Genomic DNA, 16,355 nt, shown 5'->3' with positions numbered 1-16,355 from the left:
TTTGATTGGCAGGTTTTTTTAATTAAATATATACTGGAATGGGAGAATGTACATGAATAGCAAGCCTTTGAACAAAATTATCCTCGAAAACCTTTCGTCCTATGTTTTTCTTGTTCCGTGGCTCTTAGGTTTTTTTGTGTTAACCCTCTATCCCATGATCTATTCCCTGTACCTGTCCTTTACCCAGTACAACCTCCTTCAGCCCCCTAAGATGATAGGGCTGCAGAACTTTTTTATTATGTTTGTTGGGAACGATGAGTTCCCTAGGGATACGCGGTTCCTCAATTCCCTTTTTGTGACACTCCGCTTTGTGTTTATTTCTGTTCCCCTAAAGCTTGTCTTTGCCCTGGCGATAGCTATGCTGATGAACCAAAAGCTGAAGCTCATTCCCTTTTATAGAACCATTTATTATATACCCACCCTCCTGGGGGGGTCGGTGGCCATTGCGGTGCTTTGGCGTCGCCTCTTTGCGGCAGACGGGGTCATCAACGCTATTTTGAGGGCTGTCTTCAGCGTTGATCCCCCGGCCTGGATATCGAACCCCAAGTATTCTCTCTATACCCTGATACTTCTTGCAGTGTGGCAGTTCGGGTCCCCCATGATCATCTTCCTGGCGGGCCTTAAGCAAATACCACAGGAATATTATGAAGCTGCCAGTGTAGACGGGGCTGGCAGAGTGAAGCAGTTTATTGCCATCACCCTGCCGAGCCTCTCGCCCATCATCTTTTTTAACCTTGTAATGCAGATGATCAGCGCCTTCCAGTCCTTTACCCAAGCATTCATTGTTTCGGGCGGCCAGGGAGGGCCTTTGGATTCAACCATGTTCTATAGCCTCTACCTCTACCTTAAAGGCTTTGCCTTCTACGAGATGGGGTATGCCTCTGCTATGGCTTGGGTACTCCTCCTTCTCATCGCCGGGCTCACGGTTCTGACCTTCAAACTGTCAGGGTCCCTGGTAAGTTACGGGAGCGGAGAATGAAAAATGGACCCAGGCAACTTGTCATTTCTGGCATTTCAAACCTCATTATCATTATCCTCGGGGTGGGGATGCTCTACCCTGTTATCTGGCTCATTGCCGCTTCCTTTAAGGCCGGGAATACGATCTTTAGCGATCCGAGCCTCATCCCCAAGGCAGTGACCTTACAGAACTATGTCAATGGATGGCAGGGCATAGGTATTGTTGGTTTTGGCACCTTTTTCAAAAACTCTTTTTTCATCTGTGTCCTCTGCGTGATTTTTAATGCTATTTTCTGTTCCCTTACGGCTTATGCCTTTGGCAGACTACGCTTTAAGGGGAGGAATTTCTGGTTTGGCGTTATGATGCTGACCCTCATGCTGCCTGGGCATGTTACCACCATTCCCCGGTATATCATTTTCAGGACATTCGGCTGGATCGATACCTATCTGCCCCTGATAGTTCCTAAACTCTTTGCAACTGATGCCTTCTTTGTATTCCTTCTGGTGCAGTTTATACGCAGCCTTCCCAAAGACCTTGACGAATCGGCCATCATTGACGGCTGCGGCAAATTTGGCATCTACCTTAAAATAATCCTGCCCCTTACTGTGCCGGCTCTTATCACTACGGTGCTATTTACCTTTCTCTGGACCTGGGACGATTTCTTCAACCAGCTCCTGTACCTTAACTCGCCTCAAGGCTATACGGTTCCCATGGGGCTGCGGCTTTTTATAGATTCTTCAGGTATGTCGTCCTGGGGTTCCATGTTTGCCATGGCGGTACTTTCAATAGTACCCTGCTTTATTCTGTTCTTTTCTCTGCAAAAATATTTTGTTCAGGGGATTTCCACTACAGGTATCAAGGGATAGTTTATCCCATAAATTTTTGGAGGTATCAAGATGAAGAAAATTGTATTAGTAATGCTTGTTATAATGATGAGCGCTGCTATGGTCTTTGCGGGCGGCGGCGGCCAAAGCAGCAGCGGTTTCGGCGCCGCTACCGGAAGTAGTCCCAGCAATATTGTCCTTCGCTGGGCATTCTGGGGCAGCGAAGCCAGGGTTAAGGCGAGCCAGGCCGCCATTGACGCCTTCCAGGCTGCCAATCCCGGCATTGTGGTGAATATCGAAGTATCAGGCGGTACAGGGGATCACTTCAACAAGGTTGATACCCAGTTGGCCGGCGGGAATGGTCCCGACATTATCCAGATGGGCGGCAACTACCCCGATTACATCGCCAAGGGTGTACCCCTCAATCTGGATCCCTACAAGGGGGGGCTTCTTGATGTTTCCACTATCGATACCGGCGCCATTGCTGCCGGGACTATTGGCCACCTCTATGCAGTATCCACAGGCGCTACCATTCCAGCGCTGATCTACAACAAGACACTGTTGGAAAAAGCTGGCGTAGCCCTGCCCAAAGTAACCATGACTTGGGAAGAATTCCGTGCCTACCTTGCATCCATCAAACCCAGACTCCCCGCAGGAGTGTATCCCCTTGAAGATTTTGGTTCAACCGCCTCAGGTTCCACTGGTTTTGGCTACTGGCTCCGCTGGAATGGCACTCCCATTTATGATGATGTATCGGGAACCACCAAGGTAACCGTAGCTGAGGCTAAGAAATTCCTTGACCTGTTCAAGGACTACCGGGATAACGGCTTTGTTCCCCCAGCGGATATTTCTGCCGGTTATGCCGAAACCAACGTCGATTCATCGTCCCTTATCGCCGGCAAGGTAGCCATCGGCTTCATTGTTTCAAATCAGTTTGGGAATTACCAGTCTGCCACCACTGACGTTTTGGAGATCATTGAACTTCCCGGCGCTGCTGCTACCAAGGCCCTCTGGCCCCAGCTAAGCCAGGTTTATACCATCAATAGCGCATCAAAGAATCTCGAAGCTGCGGTAAAATTTGTCAACTTCCTGGTAAATAGCCCCGAAGCCGGAAAGGTTATCGGCAACGACCGCGGTATTTCTTCTTCTTCCACCTTCAGGCAGGGGGCATCGGCGGTTGCTTCCGATACGGATAAAAAAGTCTTCGCCTATCATGATGTAGCCGGTTCCCATACTTCACCCGAGACCCCCCACTTGCCCAATGATACTGAACTCAACAGTACCCTGAACCTCATCTATCAGCGGGTAGCCTTTGGCCAGGCCACTACCGCCGCTGGTGCCCAGGAACTCTATGCCCTCCTCGTCAGGCTGGCTAAGAAGTAGAATTTTAGTGTAACTTAAAAATAGGGCCCTGGGTGCACATTTTGCCGCCGGGTCCTGTTTTATTATGCCTGTTTTTCTTTGGGCACTGGTAATTCCGGGAGCAGTGCCGGTTTTCAATCTTTGCCCCTTTGCCAAAACCATACTTTGCGATATTAACCATATTCTGCATTATCGCTTCTAGAATGCACAGCCGTATCCCGGTACTAGAGGTATTTTCTTTCCTGCAGTGTTATATCAAGCACGGTCTTGTATTAGGTTCTGTCTGGGGATAACGCCAACTGATCGGTTATTTAAAGACCAGATTCCGGACATAGTTATTTTTTCGCAGACGGTCATATGAAGCGGTCAACTTCATGCCGTCTATGATAACATTTTCAAAAATAATGTTTTCTATATATTTTTTGGGATTTGTGACATATTTATCACCACCGTAACCATTTAAGAGGATTTCATTGGATATACGGCTGCCATGGATGTTCTTTCCGGATGAAATGGAACTGATATTTAAAAAAGCCGCATTCTGTATACCGCCTTCATGTTCTTGATGCCCCGGCAGATCGCCATGCCAGAAATCGTCCACAAAAGTCATGCAGATAAGGCGTTGGCAGTTGTAAATCCGGATATCCTCCCAGACAATATCTGAAAAATAAGTGCCGTCAAGGCCTACGATGCTCATTACGGAACGTTCATCAAGGTTCAGGTGATGAGGTTCTCTTGAGTCATAACTAAAAAGTACATCAATGTTTTTAAAAGTCCCGGATTTAAGAGCGAAGTGCAACAAAGGCCTCGTAAGGTGTTCTAAAGCCTAATCGCTTCATAGGCCTGGAATTTATTTCTTTTACTACCTTATCAATTTGTAATTGCGTGATCAAGATCCAATTCGTCCTTTTAGGAAAATATCTCCTGAGAATCCCAATCCTGTTTTCAATGCTCCCTTTTTCCCAGCTGTGGTAGGGATTGCAGAAATACGATTTTGTATTCAGGCAATTATTGGTTGCCAGGTGAAAAGCGTTTTCAGTCCCATTGTCATAGGTGATTGACATGCGGTTTCGCAACGGATATTCCCCAAGGCATTTGACCAGGGCTTCATGCATGCAGGGGGCCGATTTGCTCTTTATTTTCCTGACCAATAAAAACCGGGTTTTCCGTTCAACCGTGGCCATTATGGCCGCCTTGCTTTGCCTGGATATGGCCGTGTCGGCCTCCCAATGGCCAAATTCCTTGCGGTTGTCGATATACCGGGGCCTTTCGCCAATCATGGTCCTATAAAGCACTTTTGGCAGCCTTTTGCCCTTTGCGGAGCCTCGATCCCTGCGTTTCTTATGGTGCCGGACAAGATAGCAGAATAGATCCGGCCTGTCTTCGTAAATCCATTGATAAATGGTTTCATAATTGGTCTTCAAACTGCGATTGTCCTTGGCTAATCTGCCCGCTATGAGTGTAACCATTGTCTTTTGTTGTTCAAGGGTTAAGCTGTAAACAACGGCGATTTAGACCCACCGATCCGGCGCAAGTGATCCAGCAGTCCGGCCCAAAATGATCCACCTATACGGAGAGTGATCCGCAAGCAAAAACGACCATCCTAAAATATGACTTGCGTCCATAGGCCGTAGTTTCCATTCCGTGAAGTACATCCGCTTGCCTGAATTGCTGGATGACCTTGCCGTTGTGCGGGGCGAAGGGGTGTTTCCCAAAATAATACAGGTTTATAAAAAAAACGACCTGCTCATTCTGGACAAATAGCTGTTGACCCCCCTTTCTGAAACTGAAAGCCGGGACCTTCTTGAAGTAGTTGAGTCCCGCTGTTCCAATAATTCCACCATATTCACAAGCCAGGTAGAACCAGGCGGCTGGCATGGAAAGATTGGCTCTGTTCCCATTGCTGACGCTATTCTCGACCGGACAGTTCATAATTCTTATACCGTCAATATCCGGGGAGAAAAATCTATGTGTAAACGCAAGAGTGTCATTTAATAATTCGCGATTTAAAATGGTCTCCGAGGTGGATCTCATCCCGGAGACCTGGATCATCTTTTTCCGTGCTCGTGGATCACATGGACCGGACTGTTGGGTCATTTCGACCATAGTTTACATAAGCCAGGTTCCGGCTGTGGTCTACCATTGCCGCCGCCATCGTCATCTGTGGAACAGCTCAGGAATAAAAGCGTTCCAGTGACAAGAAAAACACTAAAGATCTTAGAAAGCATTTGTCTTTTCCTCATTTTCCAAACTCCTAAAAAAAATTTATGCCGCATACGCGGCTTTTAGCGCATACGAGAATGAATTTTTTCAGCCCGAGCTTCTTTGAGAATAAAATGTATTTTGAGAATTAGAAACTGACACGCTATATATAGCGTTGTATTATATATTGCCACTCTGTATATGGGTATTGGGGTAAATTGTGTCATCTTATAATTGATTTTCATAGATTATCTCCTCCCCATTACATTTATATAACATTAACGTTATTGTAACCCTGTTATTTAAGATTTATTAACAAAAATTTAAAAAAAAGAACCTTAGTTGTTTTTAACATTTAAGAGAAGAAATATGATTTTTCTCTTGACAGTCTTTATATTTTCAGGGAAAATAATGAAATACTAATTGAAATCGGAGTTGAATTACTTGAACGTTAATGTGCGGGAAGCCCCAAAACGTGTCACCCTCAAGGATATAGCCCAAAAAACCGGCTTTACCATCAATACAGTGTCCAGGGCTCTGAAAAACAAGAGCGATATCTCGGAAAAGACAAAAAAAATCATCGACAAGGCCGCCAAAGCCATGGGGTATGTACGGGATGCTGCTGCTGGTTCCATGAGATCGGGTCAGACCAACACACTGGCAGTCATCGTAGGCGATATAGCCAACCCCTTTTTCGGCACCCTGGTACGGGATATCGAATTCAATGCTAAACAGGCTGGTTTTTCAATTATTATTTACAACACTAACGAAAATTCCCGACAGGAAGAAGAGGCTATTTTTTCAGCTTATAGTAAAAAAGTTGATGGCATCATTATCTGCCCTGTCCAGGAGAATACGGACAACATCAAACTGCTCCAGAAACTGCCTCTGCCTTTTGTGCTGGTCGGACGGTATTTCAGAGACATCGAAGTGGATACTGTTCATTGGGATGATGTTAAAGTAGGAGAACTGGCTGCCGGTTATCTCCTCGATCGGGGGCATACCAATATCCTCTATGCCGGCGGTCCTCTGTACATTTCGAGCGGCACCGACCGTTTGCAGGGTTATCGCGATGCCCATAAAAAACGGGGAATTCGGGTTAAAGAAGATCTGATTAAAATTACTGATATTAAAGAAGGAAAAACCAGGGATGCCATCATCCAGGTATTGAAAGATAAGATCCCCTTTACCGCTATTATGGCCCACAGTGATCTCATGGCCTACGAAATAATCTACGCCCTAAGGGGCCGCTTTCCCCATATTCAGGTAACAGGCTGCGACAATCTTCAGGAAAAACTCATGATACCTCTAAATTTTCCGACGGTGGGTTCCAAAGAAGATGAAGCAAAATTGTGCATTGATATTTTAATGGACAAGATACAAAATAAAATAGGCGGTAAACCGGTCGTCAAGGTTCTCGATGTGGTGCTCAAGACGCCGGAGAATTCTATATTATAAGGAGATTTGCTCAAATGACCAAACTTACATTCGCTCTATTTTTCGGGAACCGGGGTTTTTTCCCCGGTGAGCTCATTGCCGATGCGCGCAGGGAGCTTATCCAGGCTGTGGAAAAGGCCGGGTATGGCTATATCGCCATGGACGAGAAGCTGACCCGCTTTGGGGCTGTGGAAACCAGGGAGGAGGGGCGGAAGTACGCCGCGTTCCTCAGGGAGCATGCGGGGCAGTTCCAGGGGGTCATACTCTGTATGCCCAACTTCAGCGACGAAAACGGGGCCCAGGCTGCCCTGAGCGAGGCTGGGGTGCCCATACTGGTGCAGGCTTACCGGGATATGCCGGGGAAGATGGATTTTGCCCACCGCAGGGATTCCATGTGCGGCAAATTTGCCATGTGCAATGTGCTGCGGCAGTGCGGTATCAAGTACACCATAATCCCTCCTTTTACGGTTGATCCGGGGGAAGAGGTTTTCCAGGAGCATCTGCAAAAATTCGCAGGCATTTGCCGCATTGTAAAGACCATGCGGCGCATGAATCTGGGCTCCTTTGGCGCCAGGACCACGGCTTTCAAAACCGTGAGGGTGGACGAGATCGGGCTTCAGCGGCACGGCATCAATATCGAAAGCTTTGACCTTTCCCAGATTTTCCGTCTCATGAAAGAAGCGGATTCAGGACGTATCGAGGCAAAAAAGAAGAAGCTCCTCGAAACTACCCAGTTCAATTACGAGGCTGCAAAGCTGGACACTATTTCCCGCCTTGGGGTGGTTATTGACAATTATATAGAAGAATACCAGCTTGACGCTGTTGCAATAAGGTGCTGGGACGAACTGGAGCTGAGTTTCGGCGTGGCGCCCTGCCTGCTCCTCGGCGAGCTGAACGAACGGGGCATTGCCGCGGGCTGCGAAGTGGATATTGCCAACGCCATTATCATGAAGGCCATATCCCTGGCCGGGGACTCGGCCCCTATGCTGCTGGATATCAACAATAACTTTGGCTTGGACGACAACAAGAGCATACTTTTCCACTGCGGGCCTGTGCCTATTTCGTTAATGGAGGGCAAGGGCATTACCGAGGAGCACCTGATGTTCAGGAAGAGCCTCGGCGCCGGTTCCGGGGTGGGTATCAACCATGGGCAGATCAGGCAGAACCTGCCTGTGACCTTTGGCAGCGCCAAAACAGAGGACGGCAAAATCTGGGCTTTCCTGGGCGAGGGCTATCTCACCGGCGATGCCATAGAAGAAGGCTTCTTCGGCTGCGGCGTGGTCATGGAACATCCCCGCATGGGGGAAATCGTTGACTATGTGGGAAAAGAAGGGTATCGTCATCACTTGAGCCTCACTGCGGGCAAAACAGCCTGGGCAGTGCGGGAAGCCCTGGAGAAATACCTGGGCTACGAAATCCACTCGTTCTGACAGGTCGTACAATGAACGCAAAAGACGTGATACTTAAGGCGCGGGAGATAGGGACTGCGGTTCCTGCTTTCAACATCCCCTACCTTCCCATGGTCGAGCCTGTGGCAGCAGCGGTGAAAGATGAAAACATCATCGCCATTATCCATGTTGCCCGGGTTGAATGGGAAAAGTTTTCTTCCAAAAGCCTCGAAGCAGTGGCCGAAGAATACCGGAAGTTCGAAAAGCCGGGCTTCACCCTCCTGGGGCTGGACCATGTGCCGGTCATCGATGAGGATCAGAAACAGGTGGACTACCTGCCGATCATACGCCGCGCCATTGACGCGGGGTATCAGTCGGTGATGGTGGACGCCTCGCGCCTCGATCTTGAAGGCAATATCGAGGCCACTGCCCGTGTTGCGGATTTGGTGCATGCCTCGGGGCTTGCCTGCGAGGGCGAGCTGGGGGCTGTCATGGGCCATGAGAGCGGGCCGATAAAGCCCTACGAAGAGATATTTGCCACCAAGCTGGGCTTCACGGATATCAACGAAGCAATACAGTTCGCAAAGGAATCCCGTTGCGACTGGATGTCCGTGGCAGTGGGCAACATACACGGCGCTGTTGCGGAGGCTACCAGAGGCCAGAAGAAGCCCGAGGCCAGGCTCGACGTGGATCATATCGCAGCCATTTATAAGGCAGTGAAGCTCCCCCTGGTGCTTCACGGGGGCAGCGGCATCCAGGTTGATTATATACGCCGGGGGATAAAGGCGGGGATTGCCAAAATCAATGTGGGCACAGAGATCAGGCAGGCCTATGAAAACGGCCTAAAAAACAGCAATAATGATATCGGCAAAGCCCAGGAAGCAGTTTACAAAAGGGTGCGGGAAGTGATTGTTGATATGCTTGGAGAAAATAAAACCCGGCCTGCGCTGAAGGGGTAATATGTATTTCTGCGGTTTGGACGTAGGCACTACCGGTGTTAAGGCCATTGTCTTTGACGAAAAAGGGAACCAGATCTCAGGGGCCTATCGCAATTACGCCATCAAGGTAAGCCCCGATGGGACCCGGCTTCTCACCGCAGGGGAATTGTGGGGCAAGACAAAGGAAGTTTTCGCCGAGACCGCTGCTGCATTTGGCAGGGAAATCAAAGCCCTCTGCATCAGCACTTTCGGCGAAGCCTTTGTGGCTGTCGATAAATCGGGGAAGCCAATTTTCGATCCCATGCTCTTTACGGACCGCTGGGGCGAAAAGGAATATTTTGAAGCCGAGAAAAAAACAAGCCCCGAAGAAATAGCCCGGATCTGCGGGCTTCCCTTGTCGCCTTCCTACAGCCTTTCCAAGGTGCTCTACCTTAAATTCGAGCGTCCTGATATTTACGAAAAGATAGACCGCATCCTTTTTATAGAAGAGTTTATCGCCCTTCAATTCTGCGAAAATTCCGCGGTGGATTATTCCGCGGCCTGCCGCACTATGTTCTTCGATGTGCGTACCTGCGCCTGGAGCGATGAATTGATTTCACGCTTCGGCCTGGAACGCAGCCACTTTGGGGATACGAAGCCCATGGGCACCATTCTTGGCACGCTCCGGCAAAGCCTTTGCAGGGAATGGAATATCCCGGAAAATGTCCATGTCATTATCGGGGGCCACGACCAGCCTGTGAACGCCATTGGCTCGGGCCTCCGGGACGGCTATGCGGTCTGCTCCATGGGCACCGCCGAGTGCATTACCCCCATCATAGGCGCTATGCTGCCCGAAGCCTTCACGGCCAACAAGGGCATCCCTTCCGAGCCGCTGTGGGAAAAGGGGAAATTCTGCGCCCTTGCCTATAACCAGACTTCCGGCCTTTTGGTGCAGTGGTTCGTGGATAATTTTGCTTCCAATGGCGAAACCCCTGCGGCCTTCGACGGGAAGGTCCAGCCCAAGCCCTCGAAGATTATGGTGCAGCCCTACCTTATGGGGAGCGGCACGCCCTACATGGATTCAGCGGCCCGGCTTGCGTTCATCGGCATGGATTACGGCACAAGCAAGTACGATATGTACCAGGCAATCCTCGAAGGTCTTGTGCTGGATCAAGCGCTCAATATCGCTGTCCTTGGAGAAGAGAAGATTTTTATAAAGCACCTCATAGCAGTTGGGGGCGGCAGCAAAAGCCGTCCCTGGCTCAGGATTAAAGCCGACCTGTTGGGCATACCGGTCAGCGTTCTCAAGGTCAAGGAGGCCGGCGCCCTGGGAGGGGCTATCCTCTGCGCGGCGGCCGAAGGGGTGTATGGGGGCATAGAGGAAGCTGCCTGTTCCATGTCGCAGATAAAAGAGACTATCGAACCTGACTGGACATATCAGGGTATTTATAAAGAAAAATTCGAAGCCTACCGCGCCCTCCATGGGCACATCAAGTCCGAATGCGAATTTGCGGTAAAAGCGTGACAATCGAAGGGCGTCATGAGGGAGGAGATTATTATGAAGGAATTTTTGAGCACCAATGGATCGACTATTATTGTGGGGGCAATTGTTTTTGCGGCCCTGGCTTTTGTGCTCATCAGGCTGATACGGAATCTGCGCCGGGGTAAAGCAGGCTGCGGCTGCGGGTGTTCCGACTGTACCGCGTCCGCGGGCCGCGTTCCTGCTGCAAACAGCGGCTTGCCTAAAAAATAACTACCCAAAAAATAACTTGTGTTTTTGCACTATTTGAGATATAATGATCGAAAAGGTGATTATGTTTCAGAAGATTTGGCCATTGTTGGGAATTCTGGCATTTTGGCTTGGCTTGGCAAGCCCGGCAGCCCAAACAGCTGCAGAAATGGACTCTTTGCTTGAAAATCAGGCAATTTCTTACAGTGATGCTGCGCGTTTTGTGCTTCCTGCGGCAGGAGTTCTGCCCAATAATGTCGGCGCCCAGGCGGCTTTTGACGAAGCCCTTTCCCGGGGCTGGCTGCCCAAGGGCGCCGCAGCAAGTGACGAGGCCAATCTGGGGGGCATCTCCTTTCTCGTCATGAAGGCTTTTGGGATTAAGGGCGGCCTCATGTATACCCTTTTTCCCGGCCCCCGTTATGCTTACAGGCAGCTCCTCTACCGCAAGCTCATCCAGGGCAGGGTCGATCCGGGAATGAAGGTGGGAGGCGATTATTTCCTCTATGTCGTAGGCAGGGTACTGGACTTCCTCGGCGAAACAGGGGAAGCCAATGGCTAAAATAATTAAGACCCTGGGCTTCTGCGCCGCTTTCCTCTGCATTGTCCAGGCTCCAGTTTTTTCTGCGGATTTCGGCCTGACTTTGAATGCCATTCCAAAATACAATGATGATTTTTCCCTGGATGTCGCAGCCACCCCTTGGCTTCAGGCAAACCTGGGAGAGACCGCTGCCCTCTACCTTTCCGCAGGGATCAGGATGCAGTATGCCGATGGATGGGCGGCCGACCCTGAAAGCTTCGGCGCGGTTGTGCCGACCATAGGGCGCTTTGAATTTTCCTTTGCCCCTGTCAGCAAGCTTTATATTGAAGCAGGAAGGATACGGTTTGCCGATACCCTGGGCATTGCGGCTGCAGGGCTTTTTGACGGTGTCGGGGCTTCCTATGGGATTGGAAATTCCCGCCTGAGCCTTGGGGTGTTCTATACCGGCCTGCTCTACAAAAAAGACGCCGAGATCATCATGACTCCGGCTGATGAAGTTGATTATGCTGATACTGAAAACTATTTTGCCCCCCGCCGCCTGGTCTATTCTGTGAACTGGGATTTCCCCGGCCTTTTGTCTCCAAAAAACACGTTCAGCTTTGGCCTCCTGGGGCAGAACGATTTCCGTTCCGGTTCTGACCAGCGGCTCCATACCCAATACGGCCTTGCGAAATATGTGTTTGCTCCAAAAAACGGCATTGATTTTTACGCGGGCATAGCGGCTGGTTTGGCAGAGCCTGGGGGCGGGGATTTGGGCTTCCATTTTGCGGGCCTTCTCGGCGCGGACTGGCTGCTGCCTGCCGCGCTCCCCATGAGGGTTTCCCTTGATGCCCGCTGGGCCTCTGGCCATGTAAGCGATATTATAGGAAGCTTTACCGCCATCAGCTTTATTAAGCAAGGCATGATTTTTAGCCCCCGTTTTTCCAGCCTCATGCGCATAAAGGGCGATTATACAGTTCACCTCATAGAATCCCTCTCCTTGGATGTCCAGGGCACCGTGTTCCTCAAAACCGATCAGGAGCCGTACCCCGATAGCTATGCGGTCGATCCTGCCGCCTATCTTTTGGGCGGGGAACTCTACGGTTCCCTTGTATGGGTTCCCCTGTCGGATGTGTCTGCCGTTCTTGGAGGCGGGGCGTTCATCCCCGCCCGAGGCCAGGTCTTTGCAGATGATACCCCCCTACGCTGGCAGGTATCCCTCTCTCTGACCCTTTCGCTATAGGAGCGCTTATGAATTATAAAATTTTCCAAAAATCCCTGCTGGCAATTTTGTTTGCTGTTTGCGCTTTCGCAATTCCCCTCTTTGGGCAAAATGCAAATTCCGGGGCAGTCATAAGGGAACTGAGCGGCACTGTCGAAGTAAAAGCCCCGGGTCAGGCAGCCTGGTCCCCTGCTTCTATAGGCGCGGTACTCCAAAAAGACACAGCCATTTCGACAAGCTTTAAAAGCACCGCCATTCTGGCTATAGGCAATTCAACCCTCACTGTTAAACCCCTTACCCGCCTTACCATTCAGGAGCTTGCAGACCGGGAGGGCAATGAAGAAGTGGGCCTCCGGCTCCAGACAGGCAGGATCAGGGCGGAGGTTAACCCCCCTGCGGGCGGAAAAACCAACTTTACCATCCGCAGCCCCAGCGCGACAGCGTCCGTACGGGGTACCATTATCAACCTCGACTCTTTTAATGTCTCTGTCCCCGAAGGAACCATTATTTATCTTGGCGCTGATGGTATCCCCGCGTATGTCGGCAATGGCCAGACGAGTTACGTGGATTCTTCCGGAAGAACCGCAGATCCCGTGGAGACAGCGAATTCCAGCCTTACCCCGGATCTCCCTATAGGGATTGAATCGAATTCGAGCCTTCCCCCTTCATCCGGGCCAGGCATTTTCAGCAATTCAATTATTGGCATAGGAGGAGGCTTCTTCAATCCTTCCGGTCCCGGCACGGGCCTTGGGGCAATAGGCGGCGGCTGGATAAAAGACAGTTCCGGTGATGCCAATATAAGACTGGAATGGTAAAAATGAAAATTAAATCTTTTAGCCTGATAATTTTAATCTTTGCAGTATTCCTTCTTTCATCCTGCGGAATGTTTTTCGGCAAGAACGGCGATGCGGAAAAAACAAATCTTGTTATTTCCCTTGGCCAAAACAGCGCCCGCAGTTTTTTGACCCTTCCTGAAGCGCTTCCTCCCCTGAAAGATGTTTACATAAGCATAAGAAATTCCAGGAATACGATAGAAGAAGGCCCTCTTAACGATTCAAAGACTTTCAGTTTTTCTGTGCCCTACAGTGCGGGGAACGCCTATACCATACACATTAAAGGTACGGTTATTCATGATATAGAATTTTTGGGCGCCGATTATTACCCCTTTGCAAAAACCTTCTCCGGTTCAATTTCTGGGGTAGATGTCAAAGGGCAGGCCATGAATGTCACCGTGAATCTCCGGCTTTCCGAAACCATGATAGCGGTACCGCATTTTGATGACGGCAATCTTGTCTTTACCCTGTTGTCTACCCCCGATCCCGCTTCACTTGGGGATGGTTTCGGAGGAATGATTGAATTGAACATGGCCGATTATTCCCAAATTGTCAGCGATCCTTATGGACGTGTTTTTGTGGGCTCCAATACAGGCGATATTAACGGTTACCCTGATTATATGGTTACCCGTTTTAACGGAAGCTTTTCGCCAGGCAACGAGATAACTAAATTCCCCAGCACTGCTTCGGTCGATCCTATAGAATGCCTGGCCTTTGATCCCGGTTCGGAGTCGAGGCCCGGGACCCTCTATTATGGCTTGTACGGAGGCAAAATTTCTTTTCTTGAAACAGATGATGAAGCGGGGATTTATACTCCGGCCTCTGTCCGCGGCCTGCCTGATATGGGAATCGTGTATGCCCTTGCTGTTGATGAAACCGACGGAACCCTTTATGCGGCTATCCAGTTTGATCAAGCGTCTCCGGCATATCATATTTATAAAATACCCTCAGGCTCAGGAGTTGCAGCTGAAGTCCGGATTGAGTATGATTCGGAGTTTACGGAAGGTTTTGGTATTTTTGAAATGAAGGCAATAAATAATGCGCTTTATGTGCTTTATGGCAATATGGGCAGCTCCGACCCGTTTATTCCCGGAAAAGGGGGCGTCGCAAAATTGCTGCCCGAGCATTTTACAGAAACCTCCGAGCCTTTTACCGGAACCACCATGACTTTTTTCGGACTTGGCGAAAATAACCGTATCATTAACGGCCATTGCGTAAGAAGTTTTTTGGGCGGAAGCGATACTGTTTTTCATATACTCAGTGGTTCGTTTAAAGAGGATAATGATTTTTATGTGTATATTGATACATTGGATATCCGTACTTTGGGTGTAACCCAGTCAAATACTCCAATTGGCAACGGCAGCGAATGGGAACATGTTTTTTAATACTAACCGGGAGATTATATGAAAAAACAAGCAGCGGGCTTGGCCCTTTTATTTTCGATGCTCTTTTTTGCTGTTTCCTGCGGTATTTTTTTTGGCATAGAAAAGCCCGAGGCCCGGAATGAAGGGAACCTGACCATAAATTTGAGCAATACCCTGGGGCGCTCGCTTTTTAATCCCCCAAACCACGGGACAGATATTGTATATCCGCAGACAACGGGGGTAATAATCACTGTCAGCAAAAACGGCGCTGTGGTACGGGAATATAGGCCTGTTGGAAAGAAGATTAAAGACACCTATAATATTGCAGCGCCTCAAGGCGATGGCTATACCGTTAAGGTGGATATCCCGGTGTTCCATTCCCGTGTGTATGGCGAACTTGCCAACCCCGAATATGAGTTTTTCCCTTTTGCCCGTACTTTTACCGGCGTTGCTGAAAATGTTTCTATAGGGCCTAACGGGAGTCCTTTCATAGAGGTTTCTTTTACCCTGAGCGAAACCATGATTATGGCGCCTTATGCAGCGCCGAACAACAGTGGCGGTTATCATCTTGTGTTTGGGATCGCGGATGACTTGGTAGACGCAGAATGGTTTGACGGTGCAAATACAATAGAATCATTCGCAATGGATGTTTATCATGATTTTGATTTTGATCCTTACGGAAGGCTGTTTACCCATTATGATGGAGGCAGTCCGGTTTTTGATCATACGCTTAGAAGATTAGGGGGTTTTGCGGATATCCCAGGGGTAGGAGTTGAACCTCTTGTTTATGCGCAGACCATGGATACTACTTCTTATGACGATATGCGTAATGGGGCTTTGACTTTTGATGCATATACAGGCAGGCTTTATTTTACCAGTGGCGCGGGTATTTCATATATTGATACCGAATCGCCAAATGCGGTTCCCCATCAGTTTGATATTCTGAATATGCCTGAAAATTATTCGTTGTCAAAAAGAATTAACGCCCTGGCAGCTGATCCTGAAACCGGCGATTTGTATACTGTTTTGCGTGACAGAAAATATGACAATGGAACACAAGAATTTTTGGATCACTGGAATATCGCAAGAGTTACTTCAGAGGGACGGGTGGATGGCAGTCCTGTTCCTTTAGACAATTTTATTTTTGGCAATTTAAGAGATCTTTCAACAATCGACAGCATAAAATTAAAGGTTTTGAATAATGACCTTTGGGTGCTGTATGGCGATTATGGAGTTCTTGAAGATCCCGGTTTTAGCGGCGTCTCGATAATACCGTTGGCTCGATTTTCGTCTGCTGATGTCTTTATTGAAAAGCAGACTCTTGATGCGTACTGCCCCTGGGGAATCCTCGGATGGAAAGAAGATACCCTCTATGTGCTTGCTTTTAATTGGTTCCGGCCCGATCCGGATGATGATGTATATTCAAATGATGTATACATATTGGAAATAAAAAAGGGAGCAAGCGTCATTGCTTTTAGACCCAGCGGCTTGCTTCCCGGCAGTGCCCAACTCATAAATGATCCGCTGCCATCGCCTGCACAATCGGGGTATTGGGAAGGTGTTCTGAAATCGGTTAAAGAAGCTGATGATGATTAAGTATGA

17 protein-coding genes are annotated in these 16,355 nt (G+C 49.1%); 14 read left to right on the top strand and 3 right to left on the bottom strand.

Annotated features, from left to right (window positions below; all coding sequences use genetic code 11):
• Nucleotides 1-52 precede the first annotated feature (52 nt).
• From TREAZ_RS09935 to TREAZ_RS09925, 3 genes are read left to right on the top strand one after another with little or no spacing between them, the layout of a single operon-like run.
• Nucleotides 53-979 (top strand): carbohydrate ABC transporter permease, encoded by a 927-nt coding sequence (locus TREAZ_RS09935; RefSeq protein WP_043923446.1) that lies wholly within the window; start codon nt 53-55, stop codon nt 977-979.
• Entirely contained in the window at nt 976-1,824 is an 849-nt protein-coding gene (locus TREAZ_RS09930) for a carbohydrate ABC transporter permease (protein WP_015711715.1), read from the top strand. The genes TREAZ_RS09935 and TREAZ_RS09930 overlap by 4 nt, the downstream gene beginning before the upstream one ends.
• 30 nt (nt 1,825-1,854) lie before the next feature.
• Nucleotides 1,855-3,165 (top strand): ABC transporter substrate-binding protein, encoded by a 1,311-nt coding sequence (locus TREAZ_RS09925; protein ID WP_015711714.1) that lies wholly within the window; start codon nt 1,855-1,857, stop codon nt 3,163-3,165.
• Between the two features lie 286 nt (nt 3,166-3,451).
• On the opposite strand, the gene TREAZ_RS09920 is transcribed toward TREAZ_RS09925, so the two are convergent.
• Nucleotides 3,452-3,943: a hypothetical protein gene (locus TREAZ_RS09920; RefSeq protein WP_148257788.1), complete on the bottom strand. Its 492-nt coding sequence runs from the start codon at nt 3,941-3,943 to the stop codon at nt 3,452-3,454.
• The gene (locus TREAZ_RS09915; RefSeq protein ID WP_015711711.1) at nt 3,927-4,613 is read right to left on the bottom strand and encodes an IS30 family transposase; all 687 of its coding nucleotides are present in this window, start codon (nt 4,611-4,613) and stop codon (nt 3,927-3,929) included. The genes TREAZ_RS09920 and TREAZ_RS09915 overlap by 17 nt, the downstream gene beginning before the upstream one ends.
• Before the next feature lie 298 nt (nt 4,614-4,911).
• Between TREAZ_RS09915 and TREAZ_RS18330 the strand changes: the two genes are divergently transcribed.
• From TREAZ_RS18330 to TREAZ_RS09865, 10 genes are all read left to right on the top strand, one after another.
• Complete coding sequence (locus tag TREAZ_RS18330) at nt 4,912-5,139, top strand: ATP-binding protein (protein ID WP_201764764.1); 228 nt, start codon at nt 4,912-4,914, stop codon at nt 5,137-5,139.
• Nucleotides 5,140-5,790: 651 nt separating this feature from the next.
• Nucleotides 5,791-6,804, top strand: a complete 1,014-nt coding sequence (locus TREAZ_RS09905; RefSeq protein WP_015711710.1) for a LacI family DNA-binding transcriptional regulator — start codon at nt 5,791-5,793, stop codon at nt 6,802-6,804.
• A gap of 14 nt (nt 6,805-6,818) precedes the next feature.
• Nucleotides 6,819-8,213, top strand: a complete 1,395-nt coding sequence (locus TREAZ_RS09900) for an L-fucose/L-arabinose isomerase family protein (RefSeq protein WP_015711709.1) — start codon at nt 6,819-6,821, stop codon at nt 8,211-8,213.
• A gap of 11 nt (nt 8,214-8,224) precedes the next feature.
• A complete protein-coding gene (locus TREAZ_RS09895; protein WP_015711708.1) occupies nt 8,225-9,130 on the top strand; it encodes a class II fructose-bisphosphate aldolase in 906 nt (301 codons plus the stop codon).
• Nucleotide 9,131: 1 nt separating this feature from the next.
• Nucleotides 9,132-10,613 carry an FGGY-family carbohydrate kinase gene (locus TREAZ_RS09890; RefSeq protein WP_015711707.1) on the top strand — a complete coding sequence of 494 codons (1,482 nt, stop codon included), beginning with the start codon at nt 9,132-9,134 and terminating at the stop codon, nt 10,611-10,613.
• A 33-nt stretch (nt 10,614-10,646) separates the two neighbouring features.
• The gene (locus tag TREAZ_RS09885; RefSeq protein WP_015711706.1) at nt 10,647-10,841 is read left to right on the top strand and encodes a FeoB-associated Cys-rich membrane protein; all 195 of its coding nucleotides are present in this window, start codon (nt 10,647-10,649) and stop codon (nt 10,839-10,841) included.
• A 61-nt stretch (nt 10,842-10,902) separates the two neighbouring features.
• On the top strand, nt 10,903-11,376 hold the full coding sequence (locus TREAZ_RS09880; protein WP_245535013.1) for a hypothetical protein: 474 nt from the start codon (nt 10,903-10,905) through the stop codon (nt 11,374-11,376).
• Nucleotides 11,369-12,577, top strand: a complete 1,209-nt coding sequence (locus TREAZ_RS09875; protein WP_015711704.1) for a hypothetical protein — start codon at nt 11,369-11,371, stop codon at nt 12,575-12,577. The genes TREAZ_RS09880 and TREAZ_RS09875 overlap by 8 nt, the downstream gene beginning before the upstream one ends.
• 8 nt (nt 12,578-12,585) lie before the next feature.
• Entirely contained in the window at nt 12,586-13,371 is a 786-nt protein-coding gene (locus tag TREAZ_RS09870; protein WP_015711703.1) for a FecR family protein, read from the top strand.
• A gap of 2 nt (nt 13,372-13,373) precedes the next feature.
• The gene (locus TREAZ_RS09865; RefSeq protein WP_015711702.1) at nt 13,374-14,774 is read left to right on the top strand and encodes a hypothetical protein; all 1,401 of its coding nucleotides are present in this window, start codon (nt 13,374-13,376) and stop codon (nt 14,772-14,774) included.
• 48 nt (nt 14,775-14,822) lie between these two features.
• Here TREAZ_RS09865 and TREAZ_RS18085 read toward each other — a convergent pair whose 3' ends face one another.
• On the bottom strand, nt 14,823-15,131 hold the full coding sequence (locus TREAZ_RS18085) for a hypothetical protein (RefSeq protein WP_148257787.1): 309 nt from the start codon (nt 15,129-15,131) through the stop codon (nt 14,823-14,825).
• Here TREAZ_RS18085 and TREAZ_RS09860 point away from each other — a divergent pair.
• Nucleotides 15,111-16,349, top strand: coding sequence for a hypothetical protein (locus tag TREAZ_RS09860; protein ID WP_148257786.1), 1,239 nt, complete (start codon nt 15,111-15,113; stop codon nt 16,347-16,349). The two genes, TREAZ_RS18085 and TREAZ_RS09860, sit on opposite strands and share 21 nt — an antisense overlap.
• Nucleotides 16,350-16,355 lie beyond the last annotated feature (6 nt).

Source organism: Leadbettera azotonutricia ZAS-9 (assembly GCF_000214355.1).
GTDB classification, from domain to species: domain Bacteria; phylum Spirochaetota; class Spirochaetia; order Treponematales; family Breznakiellaceae; genus Leadbettera; species Leadbettera azotonutricia.
The sequence above is the reverse complement of the archived record's forward strand: the minus strand, read 5'-3'. Positions and strand labels throughout refer to the sequence as shown.